The organism is Pseudomonas subflava, from assembly GCF_023823685.1.
In the GTDB taxonomy this organism is placed as follows: Bacteria; Pseudomonadota; Gammaproteobacteria; order Pseudomonadales; family Pseudomonadaceae; genus Aquipseudomonas; species Aquipseudomonas subflava.
In genome coordinates this window covers 1-19385 of the sequence record NZ_JAMXBF010000005.1, presented here as the reverse complement: position 1 = coordinate 19385, position 19385 = coordinate 1, and the positions used below count along the sequence as shown (strand labels likewise).

At 61.1% G+C, this 19385-nt stretch carries 30 protein-coding genes; 1 reads left to right on the top strand and 29 read right to left on the bottom strand.

Annotated features, from left to right (window positions below; genetic code table 11):
• The first annotated feature begins 161 nt into the window (after positions 1-161).
• Positions 162-2996 (top strand): excinuclease ABC subunit UvrA, encoded by a 2835-nt coding sequence (gene uvrA, locus NF616_RS06840; protein ID WP_252272500.1) that lies wholly within the window; start codon positions 162-164, stop codon positions 2994-2996.
• A gap of 46 nt (positions 2997-3042) precedes the next feature.
• Here the strand turns inward: uvrA and katG are convergent, their stop codons facing one another.
• The 29 genes from katG to rpsJ all read right to left on the bottom strand — a co-directional run bounded on the left by katG (position 3043) and on the right by rpsJ (position 19190).
• On the bottom strand, positions 3043-5316 hold the full coding sequence (katG, locus tag NF616_RS06835; RefSeq protein WP_252272499.1) for a catalase/peroxidase HPI: 2274 nt from the start codon (positions 5314-5316) through the stop codon (positions 3043-3045).
• 173 nt (positions 5317-5489) lie between these two features.
• Positions 5490-5876, bottom strand: a complete 387-nt coding sequence (gene rplQ / locus NF616_RS06830) for a 50S ribosomal protein L17 (RefSeq protein ID WP_252272498.1) — start codon at positions 5874-5876, stop codon at positions 5490-5492.
• Between the two features lie 45 nt (positions 5877-5921).
• Positions 5922-6923: a DNA-directed RNA polymerase subunit alpha gene (locus NF616_RS06825; protein WP_252272497.1), complete on the bottom strand. Its 1002-nt coding sequence runs from the start codon at positions 6921-6923 to the stop codon at positions 5922-5924.
• A gap of 22 nt (positions 6924-6945) precedes the next feature.
• The gene (gene rpsD, locus NF616_RS06820) at positions 6946-7566 is read right to left on the bottom strand and encodes a 30S ribosomal protein S4 (protein WP_252272496.1); all 621 of its coding nucleotides are present in this window, start codon (positions 7564-7566) and stop codon (positions 6946-6948) included.
• A gap of 16 nt (positions 7567-7582) precedes the next feature.
• A complete protein-coding gene (rpsK, locus tag NF616_RS06815; RefSeq protein WP_021702690.1) occupies positions 7583-7972 on the bottom strand; it encodes a 30S ribosomal protein S11 in 390 nt (129 codons plus the stop codon).
• Positions 7973-8002: 30 nt separating this feature from the next.
• Complete coding sequence (gene rpsM, locus NF616_RS06810) at positions 8003-8359, bottom strand: 30S ribosomal protein S13 (RefSeq protein WP_252272495.1); 357 nt, start codon at positions 8357-8359, stop codon at positions 8003-8005.
• 133 nt (positions 8360-8492) lie between these two features.
• Positions 8493-8609: a 50S ribosomal protein L36 gene (gene rpmJ, locus NF616_RS06805; protein WP_043217073.1), complete on the bottom strand. Its 117-nt coding sequence runs from the start codon at positions 8607-8609 to the stop codon at positions 8493-8495.
• A 31-nt stretch (positions 8610-8640) separates the two neighbouring features.
• Positions 8641-9969 carry a preprotein translocase subunit SecY gene (gene secY, locus NF616_RS06800; RefSeq protein ID WP_252272494.1) on the bottom strand — a complete coding sequence of 443 codons (1329 nt, stop codon included), beginning with the start codon at positions 9967-9969 and terminating at the stop codon, positions 8641-8643.
• The gene (gene rplO, locus NF616_RS06795) at positions 9970-10404 is read right to left on the bottom strand and encodes a 50S ribosomal protein L15 (protein WP_252272493.1); all 435 of its coding nucleotides are present in this window, start codon (positions 10402-10404) and stop codon (positions 9970-9972) included. It abuts the gene before it with no gap.
• Between the two features lie 2 nt (positions 10405-10406).
• A complete protein-coding gene (gene rpmD / locus NF616_RS06790) occupies positions 10407-10583 on the bottom strand; it encodes a 50S ribosomal protein L30 (RefSeq protein WP_110683346.1) in 177 nt (58 codons plus the stop codon).
• A gap of 2 nt (positions 10584-10585) precedes the next feature.
• Positions 10586-11113, bottom strand: a complete 528-nt coding sequence (gene rpsE / locus NF616_RS06785; RefSeq protein WP_052081091.1) for a 30S ribosomal protein S5 — start codon at positions 11111-11113, stop codon at positions 10586-10588.
• Positions 11114-11116: 3 nt separating this feature from the next.
• Positions 11117-11467 (bottom strand): 50S ribosomal protein L18, encoded by a 351-nt coding sequence (gene rplR / locus NF616_RS06780; protein ID WP_043310316.1) that lies wholly within the window; start codon positions 11465-11467, stop codon positions 11117-11119.
• A 10-nt stretch (positions 11468-11477) separates the two neighbouring features.
• Positions 11478-12011, bottom strand: a complete 534-nt coding sequence (gene rplF / locus NF616_RS06775; protein ID WP_021702697.1) for a 50S ribosomal protein L6 — start codon at positions 12009-12011, stop codon at positions 11478-11480.
• 12 nt (positions 12012-12023) lie between these two features.
• A complete protein-coding gene (gene rpsH / locus NF616_RS06770; protein ID WP_220811372.1) occupies positions 12024-12416 on the bottom strand; it encodes a 30S ribosomal protein S8 in 393 nt (130 codons plus the stop codon).
• A 175-nt stretch (positions 12417-12591) separates the two neighbouring features.
• A complete protein-coding gene (gene rpsN, locus NF616_RS06765) occupies positions 12592-12897 on the bottom strand; it encodes a 30S ribosomal protein S14 (RefSeq protein WP_252272492.1) in 306 nt (101 codons plus the stop codon).
• A gap of 12 nt (positions 12898-12909) precedes the next feature.
• Positions 12910-13449, bottom strand: coding sequence for a 50S ribosomal protein L5 (gene rplE, locus NF616_RS06760; protein ID WP_252272491.1), 540 nt, complete (start codon positions 13447-13449; stop codon positions 12910-12912).
• Positions 13450-13468: 19 nt separating this feature from the next.
• Positions 13469-13783 (bottom strand): 50S ribosomal protein L24, encoded by a 315-nt coding sequence (gene rplX, locus NF616_RS06755; RefSeq protein WP_252272490.1) that lies wholly within the window; start codon positions 13781-13783, stop codon positions 13469-13471.
• A gap of 12 nt (positions 13784-13795) precedes the next feature.
• Positions 13796-14164, bottom strand: a complete 369-nt coding sequence (rplN, locus tag NF616_RS06750) for a 50S ribosomal protein L14 (RefSeq protein WP_225788815.1) — start codon at positions 14162-14164, stop codon at positions 13796-13798.
• 22 nt (positions 14165-14186) lie between these two features.
• Positions 14187-14453, bottom strand: coding sequence for a 30S ribosomal protein S17 (rpsQ, locus tag NF616_RS06745; protein ID WP_252272489.1), 267 nt, complete (start codon positions 14451-14453; stop codon positions 14187-14189).
• Between the two features lie 2 nt (positions 14454-14455).
• Positions 14456-14647 carry a 50S ribosomal protein L29 gene (rpmC, locus tag NF616_RS06740; RefSeq protein ID WP_021702703.1) on the bottom strand — a complete coding sequence of 64 codons (192 nt, stop codon included), beginning with the start codon at positions 14645-14647 and terminating at the stop codon, positions 14456-14458.
• A complete protein-coding gene (gene rplP / locus NF616_RS06735) occupies positions 14647-15060 on the bottom strand; it encodes a 50S ribosomal protein L16 (protein WP_110683337.1) in 414 nt (137 codons plus the stop codon). The genes rpmC and rplP overlap by 1 nt, the downstream gene beginning before the upstream one ends.
• Before the next feature lie 12 nt (positions 15061-15072).
• A complete protein-coding gene (rpsC, locus tag NF616_RS06730; RefSeq protein WP_252272488.1) occupies positions 15073-15759 on the bottom strand; it encodes a 30S ribosomal protein S3 in 687 nt (228 codons plus the stop codon).
• A gap of 13 nt (positions 15760-15772) precedes the next feature.
• Positions 15773-16105 carry a 50S ribosomal protein L22 gene (rplV, locus tag NF616_RS06725; RefSeq protein ID WP_014854224.1) on the bottom strand — a complete coding sequence of 111 codons (333 nt, stop codon included), beginning with the start codon at positions 16103-16105 and terminating at the stop codon, positions 15773-15775.
• A gap of 13 nt (positions 16106-16118) precedes the next feature.
• Positions 16119-16394, bottom strand: a complete 276-nt coding sequence (gene rpsS, locus NF616_RS06720) for a 30S ribosomal protein S19 (RefSeq protein ID WP_043310308.1) — start codon at positions 16392-16394, stop codon at positions 16119-16121.
• Positions 16395-16410: 16 nt separating this feature from the next.
• The gene (gene rplB, locus NF616_RS06715) at positions 16411-17232 is read right to left on the bottom strand and encodes a 50S ribosomal protein L2 (protein WP_252272487.1); all 822 of its coding nucleotides are present in this window, start codon (positions 17230-17232) and stop codon (positions 16411-16413) included.
• A gap of 14 nt (positions 17233-17246) precedes the next feature.
• Positions 17247-17546: a 50S ribosomal protein L23 gene (rplW, locus tag NF616_RS06710; RefSeq protein WP_252272486.1), complete on the bottom strand. Its 300-nt coding sequence runs from the start codon at positions 17544-17546 to the stop codon at positions 17247-17249.
• Complete coding sequence (gene rplD, locus NF616_RS06705) at positions 17543-18145, bottom strand: 50S ribosomal protein L4 (protein ID WP_252272485.1); 603 nt, start codon at positions 18143-18145, stop codon at positions 17543-17545. The genes rplW and rplD overlap by 4 nt, the downstream gene beginning before the upstream one ends.
• A gap of 14 nt (positions 18146-18159) precedes the next feature.
• Positions 18160-18795 (bottom strand): 50S ribosomal protein L3, encoded by a 636-nt coding sequence (gene rplC, locus NF616_RS06700; RefSeq protein ID WP_252272484.1) that lies wholly within the window; start codon positions 18793-18795, stop codon positions 18160-18162.
• Positions 18796-18878: 83 nt separating this feature from the next.
• Positions 18879-19190: a 30S ribosomal protein S10 gene (gene rpsJ, locus NF616_RS06695; protein ID WP_003243886.1), complete on the bottom strand. Its 312-nt coding sequence runs from the start codon at positions 19188-19190 to the stop codon at positions 18879-18881.
• Positions 19191-19385: the final 195 nt, after the last annotated feature.

Sequence of the window (19385 nt, the reverse complement as noted above, 5' to 3'; positions counted from 1 at the left end):
TCTATCAGTCATGGCAGGGACTGTTGACCATTCCTCGTCGTATCGAGACGGTCGCAACGCCCCTGTGTCGAGGGTCGGCGCGCGCCCCAGCGGTACTTTGCCGCGTGCCGGCCCGCAGCCGTATACTTCGCCGTTTCCGCCCGCCACCTGCGAGGCCGTTCGTGGATAAGATTCTGATCCGGGGTGCCCGCACCCATAACCTGAAAAACGTCGACCTGACCCTGCCGCGCGACAAGCTGATCGTGATCACCGGCCTGTCCGGCTCCGGCAAGTCGTCGCTGGCCTTCGACACGCTCTACGCCGAGGGTCAGCGCCGTTATGTGGAATCCCTGTCGGCCTACGCCCGGCAGTTCCTGTCGATGATGGAGAAGCCCGACGTCGACACCATCGAGGGCCTCTCCCCGGCCATCTCCATCGAGCAGAAGTCGACCTCGCACAACCCGCGCTCGACCGTCGGCACCATCACCGAAATCTACGATTACCTGCGCCTGCTCTACGCCCGCGTCGGCATCCCGCGCTGCCCGGACCACGACGTGCCGCTGGAAGCGCAGACCGTCAGCCAGATGGTCGACCAGGTGCTGGCCCTGCCCGAGGGCCGCAAGCTGATGCTGCTGGCCCCGGTGATCCGCGAGCGCAAGGGCGAGCACCTGGCGGTGTTCGACGAGCTGCGCGCCCAGGGCTTCGTCCGCGCGCGGGTCAACGGCCGCATCTACGAGATGGACGAGCTGCCCAAGCTGGACAAGCAGAAGAAGCACTCCATCGACGTGGTGGTCGACCGCTTCAAGGTGCGCGAGGACATGCAGCAGCGCCTGGCCGAGTCCTTCGAGACCGCCATCAACCTGGCCGACGGCATCGCCCTCGTAGCCCCGATGGACGATGAGGAAGGCGACGAGATCATCTTCTCCGCGCGCTTCGCCTGCCCGCACTGCGGCCACTCGATCAGCGAGCTGGAACCCAAGCTGTTCTCCTTCAACAACCCCGCCGGCGCCTGCCCGACCTGCGACGGCCTGGGCGTGAAGCAGTTCTTCGACGGCAAACGCCTGGTCAACGGCGAGCTGACCCTGGCCGAGGGCGCGATCCGCGGCTGGGACCGGCGCAACGTCTATTACTTCCAGATGCTCGGCTCGCTGTCCTCGCACTACGGCTTCAGCCTGGACAAGCCCTTCGACGACCTGAGCGCCGAGCACCAGAAGGTGATCCTGTTCGGCTCGGGCAGGGACAACGTCGACTTCCGTTACCTCAACGACCGCGGCGACATCGTCAAGCGCTCGCATCCCTTCGAGGGCATCATCCCCAACCTCGAACGGCGCTACCGCGAGACCGAGTCGGCCACCGTGCGCGAGGAGCTGGCCAAGTTCCTCAGCACCCAGCCCTGCCCGGACTGCCGCGGCACGCGCCTGCGCCGCGAGGCGCGCCATGTGTGGGTGGGCGAGCGCACCCTGCCGGCTGTCACCGGCCTGCCGGTTGGCGACGCCTGCGACTACTTCGGCGGCATGCACCTCACCGGCCGCCGCGGCGAGATCGCCGAGAAGATCCTCAAGGAAATCCGCGAGCGCCTGCAGTTCCTGGTCAACGTCGGCCTCGACTACCTGACCCTGGACCGCAGCGCCGACACCCTCTCCGGTGGCGAGGCCCAGCGCATCCGTCTGGCCAGCCAGATCGGCGCCGGCCTGGTGGGCGTGATGTACATCCTCGACGAGCCCTCCATCGGCCTGCACCAACGCGACAACGAGCGCCTGCTCGGCACCCTCACCCACCTGCGCAACCTGGGCAACACGGTGATCGTGGTCGAGCACGACGAGGACGCCATCCGCCTGGCCGACTACGTGGTCGACATCGGCCCCGGCGCCGGCGTGCATGGCGGCCGCGTGGTCGCCGAGGGCACCCCGGATGAGGTGATGAACCACCCCGACTCGCTGACCGGTAAGTACCTCTCCGGCCGCGAGAAGATCCGCTACCCGGCCACCCGCACCGTGCGTGACAAGAAAAAGTCGCTGAAGCTCAAGGGTGCGCGCGGCAACAACCTGCGCAACGTCGACCTGGAGATCCCGATCGGCCTGCTCACCTGCGTCACCGGTGTGTCCGGCTCGGGCAAGTCGACGCTGATCAACAACACCCTGTTCCCGCTGGCCGCCACCGCGCTGAACGGTGCCACCACCCTGGAAGCCGCCGCCCACGACTCGTTCGACGGCCTGCAGCACCTGGACAAGGTGGTCGACATCGATCAGAGCCCGATCGGCCGCACACCGCGTTCGAACCCGGCCACCTACACCGGCCTGTTCACCCCGATCCGCGAGCTGTTCGCCGGCGTGCCGGAGTCGCGCTCGCGCGGCTACGGCCCGGGCCGCTTCAGCTTCAACGTCAAGGGCGGCCGCTGCGAGGCCTGCCAGGGCGACGGCGTGATCAAGGTGGAGATGCACTTCCTGCCGGACATCTACGTGCCGTGCGACGTGTGCAAGGGCAAGCGCTACAACCGCGAAACCCTGGAAGTGAAGTACAAGGGCAAGAGCATCACCGAGGTGCTCGACATGACCATCGAGGAAGCCCGCGAATTCTTCGATGCCGTGCCGGCCCTGGCGCGCAAGCTGCAGACCTTGGTCGACGTAGGCCTGTCGTACATCAAGCTGGGCCAGAGCGCGACGACTCTGTCCGGCGGCGAGGCCCAGCGGGTCAAGCTGTCGCGCGAGCTCTCCAAGCGCGACACCGGCAAGACCCTGTACATCCTCGACGAGCCGACCACCGGCCTGCACTTCGCCGACATCCAGCAACTGCTCGACGTGCTGCACCGCCTGCGCGACCACGGCAACACCGTGGTGGTGATCGAGCACAACCTGGACGTGATCAAGACCGCCGACTGGCTGGTCGACCTCGGCCCCGAGGGCGGCTCCAAGGGCGGCATGATCATCGCCACCGGCACCCCGGAAGACGTCGCCGCGAACAAGGCCTCGCACACCGGGCACTTCCTCAAACCCCTGTTGGAACGCGACCGCGCCTGAAACGAAAAAGCCCCGCAATAGCGGGGCTTTTTCTTGTAGCGCCGGATTAGACCAGATCGAAGCGATCCAGGTTCATCACCTTGGTCCAGGCGGTGACGAAGTCCTCGAGGAACCTCGCCTCGCCGGCCGGACCGGCGTAGACCTCGGCGAGCGCCCGCAGCACGGCGTTGGAGCCGAACACCAGATCGACACGGGAGCCGGTCCACTTCACCTCGCCGGTCTGGCGGTCACGCCCCTCGAACAACTGACTCTCGGCGACCGGCTTCCACACCGTCCCCATGTCGAGCAGGTTGCTGAAGAAGTCGTTGTTCAGGGTGCCTGGACGTGCAGTGAACACGCCGGTCTGCTCGCCGCCGACATTGATGTTGATCGAGCGCAGGCCGCCGAGCAGCACCGTCAGCTCGGGCGCGGTCAGGGTCAGCAGCTGCGCCTTGTCGATCAGCAGCGCCTCGGCCGGCACACGATAGTGGCGCCTCACGAAGTTGCGGAAGCCATCGGCGATGGGCTCGAGCACGGCCATGGATTCGACGTCGGTCTGCTCCTGAGACGCATCCATGCGCCCCGGGGCGAAGGGCACGCTCAGCTCATGGCCCGCGCTCTTCGCCGCCTGCTCGATGCCCACCGAACCGGCGAGCACGATCAGGTCGGCCAGCGAGACTTTCTTGCCGCCGTTCTGCGCTGCATTGAACTCGCCCTGGATCGCTTCCAGCGCCTGCAGCACCCTGGCCAGTTGCTCCGGCTGGTTGGCCTGCCAATCCTTCTGCGGCGCCAGACGAATACGAGCGCCATTGGCACCGCCGCGCTTGTCCGAACCGCGGAAGGTCGAGGCCGAGGCCCAGGCGGTACCGACCAGCTCGGATACCGTCAGGCCGGAGGACATAATGCGGGCCTTCAGCGTCGCGACATCCTGCTCGTCGACCAGCGCATGGTCGACCGCCGGGATCGGGTCTTGCCAGATCAGCTCCTCGGCCGGAACTTCCGCGCCCAGGTAGCGCGAACGCGGCCCCATGTCGCGGTGGGTCAGCTTGAACCAGGCGCGGGCGAAGGCGTCGGCGAACTGGTCGGGGTTCTCCATGAAGCGGCGGGAGATCTTTTCGTAAGCCGGATCGAAGCGCAGCGCCAGATCGGTGGTCAGCATGGCCGGGGCGTTACGCTTGGCGTCGTCATGGGCATCCGGAACCGTGCCCTCGCCCATGCCGTGCTTGGGCTTCCACTGGTGCGCGCCGGCCGGGCTCCTGGTCAGCTCCCATTCGTAGCCGAACAGGTTCCAGAAGAAGTTGTTGCTCCACTTGGTCGGCGTGGTGGTCCAGGTCACCTCCAGGCCGCTGGTAATAGTGTCGCCGCCCTTGCCGCTACCGAACGCGTTGCTCCAGCCGAGGCCCTGCTGGGCCAGATCGGCGGCCTCCGGCTCGGCACCGACATTATCGGCCGCGCCGGCGCCGTGGGTCTTGCCGAAGGTGTGGCCACCGGCGATCAGCGCGACGGTCTCCTCGTCGTTCATCGCCATGCGCGCGAAGGTCTCGCGGATGTCGTGCGCGGCGGCGATGGGGTCTGGGTTGCCCTCCGGGCCTTCCGGGTTCACATAGATCAGGCCCATCTGCACGGCGGCCAGCGGGTCCTCGAGATTGCGGCCCTGGCTGTCAATGCGGTCCTGCTCGTTGCCGTGCAGCGCCGACTCGGCCACCAGTGTGCCCTCCCCGCCCTTGCCGTAGCGGGCGTCACCACCCAGCCAGGTGGTCTCGGTGCCCCAGTAGAGGTCCTGATCGGGCTCCCAGGTATCTTCCCGGCCACCGGCGAAGCCGAAGGTCTTGAAGCCCATCGACTCGAGGGCGACGTTGCCGGTGAGAATCAGCAGGTCGGCCCAGGAAATCTTCTGCCCGTACTTCTGCTTGATCGGCCACAGCAGGCGTCGCGCCTTGTCCAGATTGGCATTGTCCGGCCAGCTGTTGAGCGGTGCGAATCGCTGCTGACCACGACCAGCGCCTCCGCGGCCGTCACCGGTACGGTAGGTGCCTGCGCTGTGCCAGGCCATGCGCACGAACAGCGGACCGTAGTGGCCGAAGTCGGCGGGCCACCAGTCCTGGGAATCGGTCATCAGCGCCCTGAGGTCGTCCTTCAACGCCTGCAGATCGAGGCTGCCGAAGGCCTCGGCGTAGCTGAAACCCTGCCCCAGCGGGTTGGATTTCGCGGAGTGCTGGCTGAGCAGGTCTACGCGCAGTTGATTGGGCCACCAGTCGCGGTTGGTCGTGCCGCCACCGGCCGTGTGTTTTGGGGTGGAGTTACCCGAGAACGGGCACTTGCCTTCGCTCTTCTGTTCCATCTTGCTGCTCCTCTTGAGATTAGATCGGCCGCTTCGTTGTCGGCGATGGCAGCAGTCTAAGAAGAGGCGCAACAATGAACTAATTTATTGATATCAATCCACTGATAGCTAAATACTTTTATGCAGGCAACAAAAAGCCGGGCACATGGCCCGGCTTCTTGAGAGCAGCGACCTTATTCGGCCGCTTCGACCTGACCGGCAACCGGACGGTCAACCAGCTCGACGTACGCCATGGGAGCGTTGTCGCCGGCACGGTAGCCGCACTTGAGGATGCGCAGGTAACCGCCCTGACGGGTGGCGTAACGCTTGCCCAGATCGTTGAACAGCTTGCCGACGATGGCTTTCGAACGGGTACGGTCGAAGGCCAGACGACGGTTGGCAACGCTGTCTACCTTGGCCAGGGTGATCAGCGGCTCGGCAACGCGGCGCAGTTCCTTGGCTTTCGGCAGGGTGGTCTTGATCAGTTCGTGTTCGAACAGCGACACCGCCATGTTCTGGAACATGGCCTTGCGGTGGGCGCTGGTGCGGCTCAGGTGACGGCCACTTTTACGATGACGCATGATTGAAATTCCTTACCAAACTTCAAGTTCGGTGATTACGGACGATCAGGCAGTAGCCTTATCGTCCTTCTTCAGACTTGCCGGCGGCCAGTTGTCGAGGCGCATACCGAGGGACAGACCGCGAGAAGCCAGAACGTCCTTGATCTCGGTCAGGGACTTCTTGCCCAGGTTCGGCGTCTTGAGCAGCTCTACCTCGGTGCGCTGGATCAGGTCACCGATGTAGTAGATGTTCTCCGCCTTCAGGCAGTTGGCCGAACGCACGGTCAGCTCGAGGTCGTCAACCGGACGCAGGAGGATCGGATCGATCTCGTCTTCCTGCTCGACCACTACCGGCTCGCTGTCGCCCTTCAGATCAACGAAGGCCGCCAGTTGGTGCTGGAGGATGGTCGCGGCACGGCGGATCGCCTCTTCGGGATCCAGAGTGCCGTTGGTTTCCAGGTCGAGGACCAGCTTGTCCAGGTTGGTGCGCTGCTCGACGCGGGCGTTTTCCACCACGTAGGCAACACGACGTACCGGGCTGAAGGATGCGTCCAGCTGCAGACGACCGATGCTGCGGCTCTCGTCTTCGTCGCTCTGACGGGCGTCGGCCGGCTCGTAGCCACGGCCACGACGCACGGTGAGCTTCATGTTCAGAGCGCCGTTGTCCGCCAGGTTGGCGATCACGTGGTCGCCATTGACGATCTCGACGTCGTGATCCAGCTGGATATCGGCAGCGGTGACCGCGCCCGCGCCCTTCTTGGACAGGGTCAGGGTGACTTCGTCACGACCGTGCAGCTTGATGGCCAGACCTTTCAGGTTGAGCAGGATTTCAATGACGTCTTCCTGCACGCCTTCGATGGCGGAGTACTCGTGGAGTACACCGTCAATCTCGGCCTCGACCACTGCACAGCCAGGCATGGAGGACAACAGGATGCGACGCAGCGCGTTGCCCAGGGTATGGCCAAAACCACGCTCGAGGGGCTCGAGGGTGATCTTGGCGCGGGTCGGACTGACCGCCTGAACGTCGATGTGACGGGGGGTCAGGAACTCATTTACCGAAATCTGCATGGATGCACCTACTTTCTAGCCCTTACTTGGAGTAGAGCTCGACGATCAGGCTCTCGTTGATGTCGGCGGACAGATCGCTGCGAGCCGGGACGCTTTTGAACACGCCGGACTTCTTCTCAGCATCTACTTCGACCCACTCAACGCGACCACGCTGGGCGCACAGGTCGAGAGCCTGGGCAACGCGCAGCTGGTTCTTGGCCTTCTCGCGAACGGCTACGACGTCACCAGCTTTGATCTGGTAAGACGGGACGTTCACGGTCGAACCGTTCACGGTGATGGCTTTGTGCGATACCAGCTGACGGGATTCGGCGCGGGTAGCACCAAAGCCCATGCGGTAAACCACGTTGTCCAGACGGCATTCCAGCAGCTGCAGCAGGTTCTCGCCGGTAGCGCCCTTGCGACGGGCAGCTTCCTTGTAGTAACCGCTGAACTGACGCTCCAGCACGCCGTAGATACGACGGACTTTCTGCTTCTCCCGCAGCTGGGTACCGTAGTCGGACTGACGACCACGGCGAGCGCCGTGCTGGCCAGGAGCCGCTTCGATGTTGCACTTGGATTCGAGCGCGCGCGCACCACTCTTCAGGAAGAGATCGGTGCCTTCACGGCGAGACAGTTTGCACTTGGGACCAATGTAACGAGCCATTCTTCACTGTCTCCTATTACACGCGACGCTTCTTCGGCGGACGGCACCCGTTATGCGGGATCGGCGTCACGTCGGTGATGCTGGCGATTTTGTAGCCGCAGGCGTTCAGAGCACGCACAGCGGATTCGCGACCTGGGCCCGGACCCTTGACGTTTACGTCGAGGTTCTTCAGACCGTATTCCAGAGCAGCCTGACCGGCACGCTCGGCAGCCACCTGGGCAGCGAACGGGGTGCTCTTACGGGAGCCGCGGAAACCGGAACCACCGGAGGTCGCCCAGGACAGAGCATTGCCCTGACGATCAGTGATGGTAACGATGGTGTTGTTGAAAGAAGCGTGGATATGGGCGATGCCATCCACCACTGTCTTTTTGACTTTCTTACGAGTACGAGCAGCAGGCTTAGCCATGACTTAATTCCTGTCGATACGCGGGCGCAATTACTTGCGGATCGGCTTACGCGGGCCCTTACGGGTACGCGCGTTGGTCTTGGTGCGCTGACCGCGGACCGGCAGGCCACGGCGGTGACGCAGACCGCGGTAGCAGCCCAGGTCCATCAGACGCTTGATTTTCATGTTGACTTCGCGACGCAGGTCACCCTCGGTGACCAGCTTGGCGACTTCGCCACGCAGCTGCTCAATCTGCTCGTCAGAGAGATCTTTGATCTTCACCGCCGGATTGACACCGGTGGTAGCGCAGATTTTCTGCGCAGTGGTGCGACCAACACCGTAGATGTAGGTCAGCGAGATAACAGTGTGCTTGTTATCCGGAATGTTGACGCCTGCAATACGGGCCATTCAGTGGAACTCCAATTGACAGCTACCCACGCCCTGGAAGCCAAGAAATAGGGCGCGCGATATTAGCGCTGTAATAACAAAGAATCAACCCGACAGCGCACTAGCTGCCGGGCTCATTACGCGTGAATCACACTCAGCCTTGGCGCTGCTTGTGACGCGGCTCCGCGCTGCAGATCACGCGCACGACGCCGTCGCGACGAATGACTTTGCAGTTGCGGCACAGCTTCTTGACCGATGCACGAACTTTCATCAGTAACTCCTAGAACCTTACGGTAACCATGTCAGCGGAGCATGCCGCCGCCATAGCCCTTCAGGTTGGCTTTCTTCATCAGGGATTCGTACTGGTGCGACATGAGGTGGGATTGCACTTGGGCCATAAAGTCCATCACAACCACGACCACGATCAGCAACGAGGTCCCGCCAAGGTAGAACGGAACGTTGGCTGCCACCTGCAGGAACTGCGGGAGGAGGCAAACGGCCGTCATGTACAGAGCACCGAACATGGTCAAGCGGGTCAGCACGCCATCGATATAGCGCGCGGATTGCTCGCCCGGACGGATGCCCGGAATAAAGGCACCGGACTTCTTCAGGTTTTCCGCTACGTCTTTCGGGTTGAACATCAGCGCCGTGTAGAAGAAGCAGAAGAAAATGATCCCTGCACTAAACAGCAGAATGTTCAACGGTTGACCGGGAGCGATCGCCTGCGAGATGTCCTGAAGCCAGCCCATACCCTCGGACTGACCGAACCAGGTACCCAGCGAAGCCGGGAACAGCAGGAGACTGCTGGCGAAGATGGCCGGGATTACGCCCGCCATGTTCACCTTCAGCGGCAGGTGGCTGGTCTGCGCAGCAAAGACCTTGCGACCTTGCTGACGCTTGGCGTAGTGCACCGCAATGCGACGCTGACCACGCTCGATGAACACCACGAAACCGATGATCGCTACCGCCAACAGGCCGATGGCGATCAGGGCGAAGATGTTGATATCGCCCTGACGAGCAGACTCGAAAGACTGCCCGATCGCCGACGGCAGGCCGGCCACGATGCCCGCGAAAATGAGCATCGAAATACCGTTGCCGACGCCGCGCTCGGTGATTTGCTCACCCAGCCACATCATGAACATGGCACCCGCCACGAAGGTGGTTACCGCCACGAAGTGGAAGCCGAAATCATCGGAAAACGCGACGCCCTGGCTCGCCAGGCCGACGGACATGCCGACGGCCTGAACGACAGCCAGCACCAGAGTGCCGTAGCGGGTGTACTGGCTGATCTTGCGACGGCCAGCTTCCCCTTCCTTCTTCAACTGCTCCAGCTGCGGGCTGACGGCGGTCATCAACTGCATGATGATCGATGCCGAGATGTACGGCATGATCCCCAGCGCGAAGATGCTCATCCGCTCCAGCGCACCGCCGGAGAACATGTTGAACAGGCTAAGAATGGTCCCCTCGTTCTGCCGGAACAGGTCGGCCAGCCGGTCAGGGTTGATTCCGGGAACCGGAATGTGCGCGCCGATCCGATAGACGATGATCGCCAGGAACAGAAAACGCAGTCGAGCCCAGAGCTCGGACAACCCGCCATTGCTGAGCGCGGAGAGAGCACCTTGCTTAGCCATTTAGTCCTCGAACTTACCGCCAGCTGCTTCGATAGCCGCACGCGCACCCTTGGTGGCGGCGATACCTTTCAGGGTGACCGCGCGACCAACCTCGCCGGACAGCATGACTTTCACACGCTGCACGTTCTGGTTGATTACGTTGGCATCCTTCAGCGACTGCAGGGTGACGACGTCGCCTTCCACCTTGGCCAGCTCGGAAGTGCGCACTTCAGCGCGATCCATGGCCTTCAGGGAGACGAAGCCGAACTTCGGCAGACGGCGGTGCAGCGGCTGCTGACCACCCTCGAAGCCCGGAGCAATGGAACCGCCGGTACGGGAGGTCTGACCCTTGTGGCCACGGCCACCGGTCTTGCCCAGACCGCTACCGATACCACGGCCCGGACGGTGCTTTTCGCGACGGGCACCCGGCGCGGAACGCAGATCGTTCAGTTGCATGATTAACCCTCCACCTTCAGCAGGTAGTAAGCCTTGTTGATCATGCCGCGGTTTTCAGGAGTGTCCTGAACTTCGACGGTGTGACCGATGCGGCGCAGGCCCAGGCCCTTGACGCAAGCTTTGTGGTTGGCCAGACGGCCGTTGGTGCTCTTGACCAGAGTGACTTTTACGGTAGCCATGATCAGAGAATCTCCTCGACGCTCTTACCACGCTTGGCAGCCACGGATTCCGGGGACTGCATGGCCTTCAGACCCTTGAAGGTGGCGTACACCACGTTCACCGGGTTGGTAGAGCCGTAGCACTTGGCCAGAACGTTCTGCACGCCAGCCACTTCCAGCACGGCACGCATGGCGCCGCCGGCGATGATGCCGGTACCTTCGGAAGCCGGCTGCATGAACACGTGGGACGCGCCATGGACGGACTTCATCGGGTATTGCAGGGTGGTGCCGTTCAGGTCGACCTGGATCATGTTGCGACGCGCAGCTTCCATCGCCTTCTGGATGGCGGCCGGCACTTCGCGGGACTTGCCGCGACCGAAACCGACGCGACCCTTGCCATCACCCACCACGGTCAGCGCGGTGAAGGTGAAGATACGGCCACCCTTTACGGTTTTGGCAACACGGTTAACCTGGACCAGCTTCTCGATGTAACCATCGCTCTGGGCATCGTCACGGTTACCGCGATCGCGCTTTTGCTCGTTATTTGCCATAACTTAGAACTCCAGCCCGCCTTCACGAGCAGCATCAGCCAGCGCTTTCACACGGCCGTGGTACTTGAAGCCAGAACGGTCGAACGCCACCTGGGTAACACCAGCGGCTTTCGCGCGCTCGGCAACCAGCTGACCGACTTTCTTGGCCGCGTCGACGTTGCCGGTGGCGGCGTCACGCAGTTCTTTGTCCAGGGTCGAGGCACTGGCCAGAACCTTGGCGCCGTCGGCCGAAATGACCTGGGCGTAGATGTGCTGGGAAGAGCGGTACACGCAGAGGCGTACGGTTTCCAGCTCGCGCATTTTCAGGCGTGCCTTGCGAGCGCGACGCAGACGAGTTTCTTTCTTTTCGCTCATTTGCTATGCCCTACTTCTTCTTAGCTTCTTTGCGACGTACGACTTCGTCGGAATAACGCACGCCTTTGCCTTTGTACGGCTCAGGACGACGGAAGTCGCGGATCTCCGCAGCCACCTGACCTACCAGCTGCTTGTCGATGCCCTTGATCAGGATATCGGTCTGGCTCGGGGTCTCGGCAGTAACACCCTGCGGGAGTTCGTAGTCGATCGGATGGGAGAAGCCCAGCGCGAGGTTCAGGACCTGGCCTTTGGCCTGGGCCTTGTAACCCACACCGACCAGCTGCAGCTTGCGCTCGAAGCCTTGGCTCACGCCAATGACCATGTTGTTGACCAGTGCACGGGTGGTACCAGCCATGGCACGGTTCTGCTGATCGCCATTGCGGGCGGCAAAACGCAGCTCACCGGCGTCCTGGATGACTTCCACGGACGAGTGCACATTCAGTTCCAGGGTGCCTTTGGCGCCCTTGATCGAAAGCTGCTGGCCAGCGAGTTTGACCTCGACACCTGCCGGCAGCTTGACGGGGTTCTTAGCAACGCGAGACATGCTTATCCCCCCTTAGAACACGGTGCAGAGCACTTCACCGCCGACACCGGCAGCGCGTGCAGCGCGATCCGTCATCACACCTTTATTGGTGGAGACGATGGAAACGCCCAGACCGCCGCGTACTTTCGGCAGCTGATCGACAGGCTTGTACTGGCGCAGACCAGGACGGCTGATGCGCTTCACTTCCTCGATGACCGGACGGCCTTCGAAGTACTTCAGCTCGATGGACAGCTGCGGCTTGGCGTCGCTGCTGACCTGGTATCCCGCGATGTAACCTTCGTTCTTCAGAACGTTGGCCACTGCCACCTTCAGCTTGGAAGACGGCATGCTTACTACCGACTTTTCAGCCATCTGGGCATTACGGATACGAGTTAGCATGTCCGCTAACGGGTCCTGCATACTCATGGGCTAGATGCTCCTGATACAAAAAGAACAGCCTTTCGGCTGGAACCATCCACGAGCTCGGCAAATGCCAGGCTCAGGAGAGCCGGACATTCTAGAGATCGATCAAAAATGAATCAAGCCCCAAAAGGGGCTTGATCGATAAAACAAAGCCGGCACTGGGCCGGCTTCGCTTTGATTACCAGCTGGCTTTCACCAGGCCCGGTACGTCACCACGCATGGCGGCTTCGCGCAGCTTGTTACGCGCAAGACCGAACTTGCGGTACACGCCGTGCGGGCGGCCGGTGATGCGGCAACGGTTACGCAGGCGGCTGGCGCTGGCGTCACGCGGTTGCTTCTGCAGGGCGATCTGAGCTTCCCAACGCTGCTCCGGAGTGGAGTTCGGGTTGGCAATCACAGCCTTGAGCTCTGCACGCTTCTTGGAGAACTTGGCGACCAAGCGCTGACGCTTGAGCTCGCGGTTCTTCATGCTCTCTTTGGCCATTTCCTACTCCAATCAGTTGCGGAACGGGAAGTTGAAGGCGCGCAGCAGGGCGCGACCTTCATCGTCCGTACGGGCGGTGGTGGTCAGGGTGATGTCCAGACCACGCAGAGCATCGATCTTGTCGTAATCGATTTCCGGGAAGATGATCTGCTCTTTTACGCCCATGCTGTAGTTGCCGCGACCATCGAAGGACTTGGCATTCAGGCCGCGGAAGTCACGCACGCGCGGCAGGGAAATGGAGAGCAGGCGATCCAGGAATTCGTACATGCGATCGCGGCGCAGGGTCACCTTGACACCGATCGGCCAGCCTTCACGAACCTTGAAACCTGCAATGGACTTGCGGGCGAAGGTCACGACGGGCTTCTGACCGGTGATCTTTTCCAGGTCGGCAACGGCGTTTTCGATGATCTTCTTGTCACCGATCGCTTCGCCAAGACCCATGTTCAGGGTGATTTTGGTAACGCGCGGAACTTCCATCACGTTGGCCAGCTTCAGTTCTTCCTTCAGCTTGGGCGCGATTTCTTTCCGGTAAATCTCTTTCAGTCGTGCCATGGTGTTTTACCTATGATTCTCAAGCGCCAACCGGCTTTTGGGTGGACTTGAAGACACGAATTTTTTTGCCGTCTTCGACCTTGAAGCCAACGCGGTCTGCCTTGTTGGTTTCGCTGTTGAAGATGGCGACGTTGGACACGTGCAGGGGCGCCTCTTTCTCGACGATACCGCCCTGAACACCGAGCATCGGGTTCGGCTTGGTATGACGCTTGACGAGGTTGATGCCGCCGACGATCAGACGATCGTCAGCCAGCACTTTCAGCACCTTGCCGCGCTTGCCCTTGTCTTTGCCGGCGATGACGATGATCTCGTCGTCACGACGAATCTTTTGCATGACGGCTTCTCCTTACAGCACTTCGGGGGCGAGCGAGACGATCTTCATGAACTTCTCGGAACGCAGTTCACGAGTCACCGGCCCGAAGATACGGGTGCCGATCGGCTCTTGCTTGTTGTTCAGCAGAACAGCGGCGTTGCCGTCGAAGCGGATGATCGAGCCGTCAGCACGGCGTACGCCGTGCTTGGTGCGGACCACGACAGCGGTCATCACCTGGCCTTTCTTCACTTTGCCGCGCGGAATCGCTTCCTTCACGGTGACCTTGATGATGTCGCCGATACCGGCATAACGACGGTGCGAACCACCAAGGACCTTGATGCACATAACGCGACGAGCACCGCTGTTGTCAGCGACGTCGAGCATGGATTGAGTCTGAATCATATCTTTCTCCGACCCTTAGTCCTTAGACTTCCACGGCACGTTCGACGATTTCCACCAGGGCCCAGGACTTGGTCTTGGCCAGCGGACGGGTCTCACGAATGGTGACCTTGTCGCCGATCTTGCACTGGTTGTTCTCGTCGTGGGCGTGCAGCTTGGTCGAACGCTTCACGTACTTACCGTAGATCGGGTGCTTTACGCGACGCTCGATCAGAACGGTGATGGTCTTGTCCATCTTGTCGCTGACGACACGGCCGGTCAGCGTACGGACGGTTTTCTGAGCTTCAGCCATGATCACTTACCTGCCTGCTGGTTGAGCACAGTCTTCACGCGAGCGATGTCGCGCTTCACTTGCGAGAGCAGGTGAGACTGCCCCAGCTGACCAGTCGCCTTCTGCATACGCAGATTGAACTGGTCACGCAGCAGACCGAGCAGTTGCTCGTTCAGCTGCTGAACCGATTTTTCACGGAGTTCTTTCGCTTTCATCACATCACCGTCCGCTTAACAAAGGAGGTGGCGAGGGGCAGCTTCGCAGCAGCCAGGGCAAAAGCCTCACGCGCCAGCTCTTCCGGAACACCTTCGATCTCGTACAGCACCTTGCCCGGCTGGATCTGGGCTACCCAGTACTCCACGCCACCCTTACCTTTACCCATACGAACTTCGAGGGGCTTCTTGGTAACCGGCTTGTCCGGGAACACGCGGATCCAGATCTTGCCGCCACGCTTAACGTGACGAGTCAGGGCGCGACGGGCTGCCTCGATCTGACGAGCAGTCAGGCGACCACGGGAAACAGCTTTCAGGGCGAACTCGCCGAAGCTGACCTTGCTACCGCGATGAGCCAGACCACGGTTGTGGCCGGTCATCTGCTTGCGGAATTTTGTACGCTTGGGTTGCAGCATGTTGCGTACTCCTTACTTAGCAGCTTTCTTACGCGGCGCCGGAGCGGCAGGCTTGGACTCTTCGAGCTGGCCACCGATGACCTCGCCCTTGAAGATCCACACCTTCACACCGATCACACCGTAAGTGGTGTGCGCCTCGTAGGTGGAGTAATCGATATCGGCACGCAGGGTGTGCAGGGGCACACGACCTTCGCGATACCACTCGGTACGGGCGATTTCCGCGCCGCCGAGACGACCACTTACCTGGATCTTGATGCCCTTGGCACCAATGCGCATGGCGTTCTGTACGGCGCGCTTCATGGCGCGACGGAACATGACGCGACGCTCCAGCTGCTGAGCCACGCTCTGTGCAACCAGCATGGCATCGAGTTCCGGCTTGCGGATTTCCTCGATGTTGATGTGCACCGGCACACCCATTTGCTTGGTCAGGTCCTGACGCAGCTTCTCGACGTCTTCACCCTTCTTGCCAATCACGATACCGGGACGGGCAGTGTGGATGGTGACGCGTGCGGTTTGAGCCGGACGCGCGATGTCGATGCGGCTTACGGACGCGCTTTTTAGTTTGTCCTGGAGATACTCACGAACCTTCAGGTCGGCCAGCAGATAATCAGCGTATTGACGCTTGTCTGCGTACCAGACGGAGGTGTGCTCCTTGACGATTCCCAGGCGGATGCCTACGGGATGTACTTTCTGACCCATCTGATCGACTCCGTTACTTGTCCGCAACCTTGACAGTGATATGGCAAGACCGCTTGACGATGCGATCAGCACGGCCCTTGGCACGCGGCATGATGCGCTTAAGCGAACGCCCTTCGTTGACGAAGACGGTGCTGACCTTGAGGTCATCGACGTCTGCGCCTTCGTTGTGCTCGGCGTTGGCAACGGCCGACTCCAGCACTTTCTTCATGATCTCGGCAGCTTTCTTGTTGGAGAAAGCCAGGAGGTTGAGCGCTTCGCCCACCTTCTTCCCGCGGATCTGGTCGGCGACCAAGCGGGCTTTCTGGGCGGAGATTCGAGCGCCCGACAGCTTAGCGGCTACTTCCATCTTTCCTTACCCCTTAACGCTTGGCTTTCTTGTCCGCAGCGTGCCCACGGTAGGTGCGGGTAGCAGCGAACTCGCCGAGTTTGTGGCCGACCATGTCTTCGTTCACGAGGACCGGGACATGTTGACGACCGTTATGCACAGCAATGGTCAGACCGACCATCTGCGGCAGAATGATGGAGCGACGCGACCAGGTTTTAACCGGCTTGCGATCATTCTTTTCTACCGCCACTTCGATCTTCTTCAGCAGGTGAAGATCGATAAAAGGACCTTTTTTCAGAGAACGCGGCACTGTCGTATCCCTCTAATTACTTACGGCGGCGAACGATCATGTTGTCGGTACGCTTGTTCGCACGAGTCTTGGCACCCTTGGTCGGGAAGCCCCACGGCGAAACAGGGTGACGACCACCAGAGGTACGACCCTCACCACCACCATGCGGGTGGTCGACCGGGTTCATGGCAACACCACGAACGGTCGGGCGAACGCCGCGCCAACGCTTGGCACCGGCTTTACCCAGGGAACGCAGGCTGTGCTCGGAGTTGGAAACTTCACCCAGAGTCGCACGGCACTCGGAGAGAACCTTGCGCATCTCGCCGGAGCGCAGACGCACGGTGACGTAGGCACCTTCACGAGCCACCAGCTGAGCGGAAGCACCCGCGGAGCGAACCAGCTGAGCACCTTTACCCGGCTTCAGCTCGATCGCGTGAACGGTCGAACCGACGGGGATGTTGCGCAGCGGCAGGCTATTGCCAGCCTTGATCGGAGCAGCGGCACCGGATACCAGTTGATCGCCAGCGCTCACACCTTTCGGCGCGATGATGTAGCGACGCTCACCGTCGGCATATTTCAGCAGAGCGATGTGGGCGGTACGGTTCGGATCGTATTCCACGCGCTCAACGACGGCAGGAATGCCATCCTTGTTGCGACGGAAGTCGACCAGACGATAGTGCTGCTTGTGGCCACCGCCGATGTGGCGAGTGGTGATACGACCGTTGTTGTTACGGCCGCCGGACTTCGACTTCTTCTCGAGCAGCGGAGCGTACGGAGCGCCTTTGTGCAGCTCCTGATTGACCACCTTGACCACGAAACGGCGGCCAGCGGAAGTCGGTTTGCATTTAACGATTGCCATGATGCGCCCCTACCTTACTCAGCACTGCTGGTGAAATCGAGATCCTGGCCCGGCTGGAGGGAGACATACGCCTTCTTCCAGTCGTTACGCTTGCCCAGGCCGCGAGCGGTGCGCTTGGTCTTGCCCTGTACGTTGACAGTGCGGACGGCGTCTACCTTCACGCTGAACAGGCTTTCTACGGCCTTCTTGATTTCCAGCTTGGTTGCATCGGTGGCAACCTTGAAAACGAATTGGCTCTTGCCATCTGCCAGCACGGAGGCCTTCTCGGAGATGTGCGGGCCAACCAGCACTTTGAATACGCGTTCCTGGTTCATGCCAGCAGCTCCTCGAATTTCTTCACGGCCGACACGGTTACCAGCACTTTGTCGAAGGCGATCAGGCTGACCGGATCGGCGCCTTGAACGTCGCGCACGTCGACATGCGGCAGGTTGCGCGCAGCCAGGTACAGGTTCTGGTCAACGGCTTCGGTGACGATCAGCACGTCGCTCAGGCCCATGCCGTTCAGCTTGCCCAGCAGGCCCTTGGTCTTCGGAGCGTCGACGGCGAAGTCTTCGACCACGACCAGACGATCTAGACGAACCAGCTCGGAGAGGATGGAGCGCAGAGCTGCGCGGTACATCTTCTTGTTCAGCTTCTGGCTGTGATCCTGCGGCCTGGCTGCGAAGGTCACGCCACCGCCACGCCAGATCGGACCAACGCTGGAACCGGAACGAGCACGACCAGTGCCCTTCTGGCGCCACGGCTTCTTGCCACCACCGGTGACTTCGGCACGGGTCTTCTGAGCACGGGAACCCTGACGACCGCCAGCCATGTAGGCTACGACTGCCTGGTGCACCAGAGTCTCGTTGAACTCGCTGCCGAAAGTGCGCTCGCTGACTTCGATAGCCTGAGCGCCATTTACATTCAATTGCATCTCAGCTTCCCCTATTAACCGCGAGCTTTGACAGCCGGACGCACCAGCACATCGCCACCGGTAGCGCCCGGAACGGCGCCCTTGATCAGCAGCAGATTGCGTTCGGCGTCGACACGGACCACTTCCAGGGACTGCACGGTCACGCGCTCAGCGCCAAGATGACCGGACATTTTCTTGCCCTTGAAGACACGACCAGGAGTCTGGCACTGGCCGATGGAGCCCGGCGCACGGTGGGAAACGGAGTTACCGTGGGTATTGTCCTGACCGCGGAAGTTCCAGCGCTTGATGGTACCGGCATAGCCTTTACCCTTGGACTCACCGGTAACGTCTACCAGCTGGCCAGCTTGGAACAGTTCGGCAGTGATCTGATCGCCAGCCTGGTATTCGCCGTCCTGCAGACGGAATTCCCAGACGCCACGACCAGCAGCGACATTAGCTTTGGCGAAATGACCAGCCTGAGCCTTGGTCACGCGAGAAGCGCGGCGCTCGCCCACGGTCACCTGCACAGCGCGATAGCCATCGCTTTCTTCGGACTTGAACTGGGTGACGCGATTCGGCTCGATCTCGATGACCGTGACCGGAATGGAGACACCTTCTTCGGTGAAAATACGGGTCATACCCGCTTTCCTACCGACTACACCAATAGTCATGTTGTAAACCTCATGAGTGTACGGGGCTTTCACCCGCTATGGCCGCCCATTTCAGAGCGTTACACGACTAAAACCGCCAGGTTTTAGCCGAGGCTGATCTGCACTTCCACGCCTGCCGCAAGGTCGAGCTTCATCAGCGCATCGACGGTTTTATCCGTCGGCTGGACGATGTCCAGAACACGCTTGTGGGTACGAATTTCGTACTGATCACGCGCGTCTTTGTTGACGTGCGGGGAGATCAGAACGGTGTACCGCTCTTTGCGAGTAGGCAGAGGAATAGGACCACGCACCTGAGCACCAGTACGTTTCGCGGTTTCCACGATTTCCTGGGTGGATTGATCGATCAGGCGATGGTCAAAAGCCTTCAACCGAATACGGATTTGTTGGTTTTGCATTTTGACCTCAGACTCTATCTCTGCTATCCCCAACGGACGGAATACGCCCGTTAAAAGGAGGCGCAATTGTACGGATGCACCTAAGGGGTGTCAACTTTTGACCAATCAAAAGAAAAGGGGCCCCGAAGGGCCCCTTTCTCTTGGATCAACCGATTACTCGATGACCTTGGCAACCACGCCGGCACCAACGGTACG

Excerpts from the sequence above, each read along its gene's own strand:
- katG (WP_252272499.1), bottom strand. The coding sequence starts at position 5,316 with ATGGAACAGAAGAGCGAAGGCAAGTGCCCGTTCTCGGGTAACTCCACC.
- rplQ (WP_252272498.1), bottom strand. The coding sequence starts at position 5,876 with ATGCGTCATCGTAAAAGTGGCCGTCACCTGAGCCGCACCAGCGCCCAC.
- NF616_RS06825 (WP_252272497.1), bottom strand. The coding sequence starts at position 6,923 with ATGCAGATTTCGGTAAATGAGTTCCTGACCCCCCGTCACATCGACGTT.
- rpsD (WP_252272496.1), bottom strand. The coding sequence starts at position 7,566 with ATGGCTCGTTACATTGGTCCCAAGTGCAAACTGTCTCGCCGTGAAGGC.
- rpsK (WP_021702690.1), bottom strand. The coding sequence starts at position 7,972 with ATGGCTAAGCCTGCTGCTCGTACTCGTAAGAAAGTCAAAAAGACAGTG.
- rpsM (WP_252272495.1), bottom strand. The coding sequence starts at position 8,359 with ATGGCCCGTATTGCAGGCGTCAACATTCCGGATAACAAGCACACTGTT.
- rpmJ (WP_043217073.1), bottom strand. The coding sequence starts at position 8,609 with ATGAAAGTTCGTGCATCGGTCAAGAAGCTGTGCCGCAACTGCAAAGTC.
- secY (WP_252272494.1), bottom strand. The coding sequence starts at position 9,969 with ATGGCTAAGCAAGGTGCTCTCTCCGCGCTCAGCAATGGCGGGTTGTCC.
- rplO (WP_252272493.1), bottom strand. The coding sequence starts at position 10,404 with ATGCAACTGAACGATCTGCGTTCCGCGCCGGGTGCCCGTCGCGAAAAG.
- rpmD (WP_110683346.1), bottom strand. The coding sequence starts at position 10,583 with ATGGCTACCGTAAAAGTCACTCTGGTCAAGAGCACCAACGGCCGTCTG.
- rpsE (WP_052081091.1), bottom strand. The coding sequence starts at position 11,113 with ATGGCAAATAACGAGCAAAAGCGCGATCGCGGTAACCGTGACGATGCC.
- rplR (WP_043310316.1), bottom strand. The coding sequence starts at position 11,467 with ATGAGCGAAAAGAAAGAAACTCGTCTGCGTCGCGCTCGCAAGGCACGC.
- rplF (WP_021702697.1), bottom strand. The coding sequence starts at position 12,011 with ATGTCTCGCGTTGCTAAGAACCCCGTCAAGCTGCCGGCAGGTGTCGAG.
- rpsH (WP_220811372.1), bottom strand. The coding sequence starts at position 12,416 with ATGAGTATGCAGGACCCGTTAGCGGACATGCTAACTCGTATCCGTAAT.
- rpsN (WP_252272492.1), bottom strand. The coding sequence starts at position 12,897 with ATGGCCAAAGAGAGCATGAAGAACCGCGAGCTCAAGCGTCAGCGCTTG.
- rplE (WP_252272491.1), bottom strand. The coding sequence starts at position 13,449 with ATGGCACGACTGAAAGAGATTTACCGGAAAGAAATCGCGCCCAAGCTG.
- rplX (WP_252272490.1), bottom strand. The coding sequence starts at position 13,783 with ATGCAAAAGATTCGTCGTGACGACGAGATCATCGTCATCGCCGGCAAA.
- rplN (WP_225788815.1), bottom strand. The coding sequence starts at position 14,164 with ATGATTCAGACTCAATCCATGCTCGACGTCGCTGACAACAGCGGTGCT.
- rpsQ (WP_252272489.1), bottom strand. The coding sequence starts at position 14,453 with ATGGCTGAAGCTCAGAAAACCGTCCGTACGCTGACCGGCCGTGTCGTC.
- rpmC (WP_021702703.1), bottom strand. The coding sequence starts at position 14,647 with ATGAAAGCGAAAGAACTCCGTGAAAAATCGGTTCAGCAGCTGAACGAG.
- rplP (WP_110683337.1), bottom strand. The coding sequence starts at position 15,060 with ATGCTGCAACCCAAGCGTACAAAATTCCGCAAGCAGATGACCGGCCAC.
- rpsC (WP_252272488.1), bottom strand. The coding sequence starts at position 15,759 with ATGGGTCAGAAAGTACATCCCGTAGGCATCCGCCTGGGAATCGTCAAG.
- rplV (WP_014854224.1), bottom strand. The coding sequence starts at position 16,105 with ATGGAAGTAGCCGCTAAGCTGTCGGGCGCTCGAATCTCCGCCCAGAAA.
- rplB (WP_252272487.1), bottom strand. The coding sequence starts at position 17,232 with ATGGCAATCGTTAAATGCAAACCGACTTCCGCTGGCCGCCGTTTCGTG.
- rplW (WP_252272486.1), bottom strand. The coding sequence starts at position 17,546 with ATGAACCAGGAACGCGTATTCAAAGTGCTGGTTGGCCCGCACATCTCC.
- rplD (WP_252272485.1), bottom strand. The coding sequence starts at position 18,145 with ATGCAATTGAATGTAAATGGCGCTCAGGCTATCGAAGTCAGCGAGCGC.
- rplC (WP_252272484.1), bottom strand. The coding sequence starts at position 18,795 with ATGACTATTGGTGTAGTCGGTAGGAAAGCGGGTATGACCCGTATTTTC.
- rpsJ (WP_003243886.1), bottom strand. The coding sequence starts at position 19,190 with ATGCAAAACCAACAAATCCGTATTCGGTTGAAGGCTTTTGACCATCGC.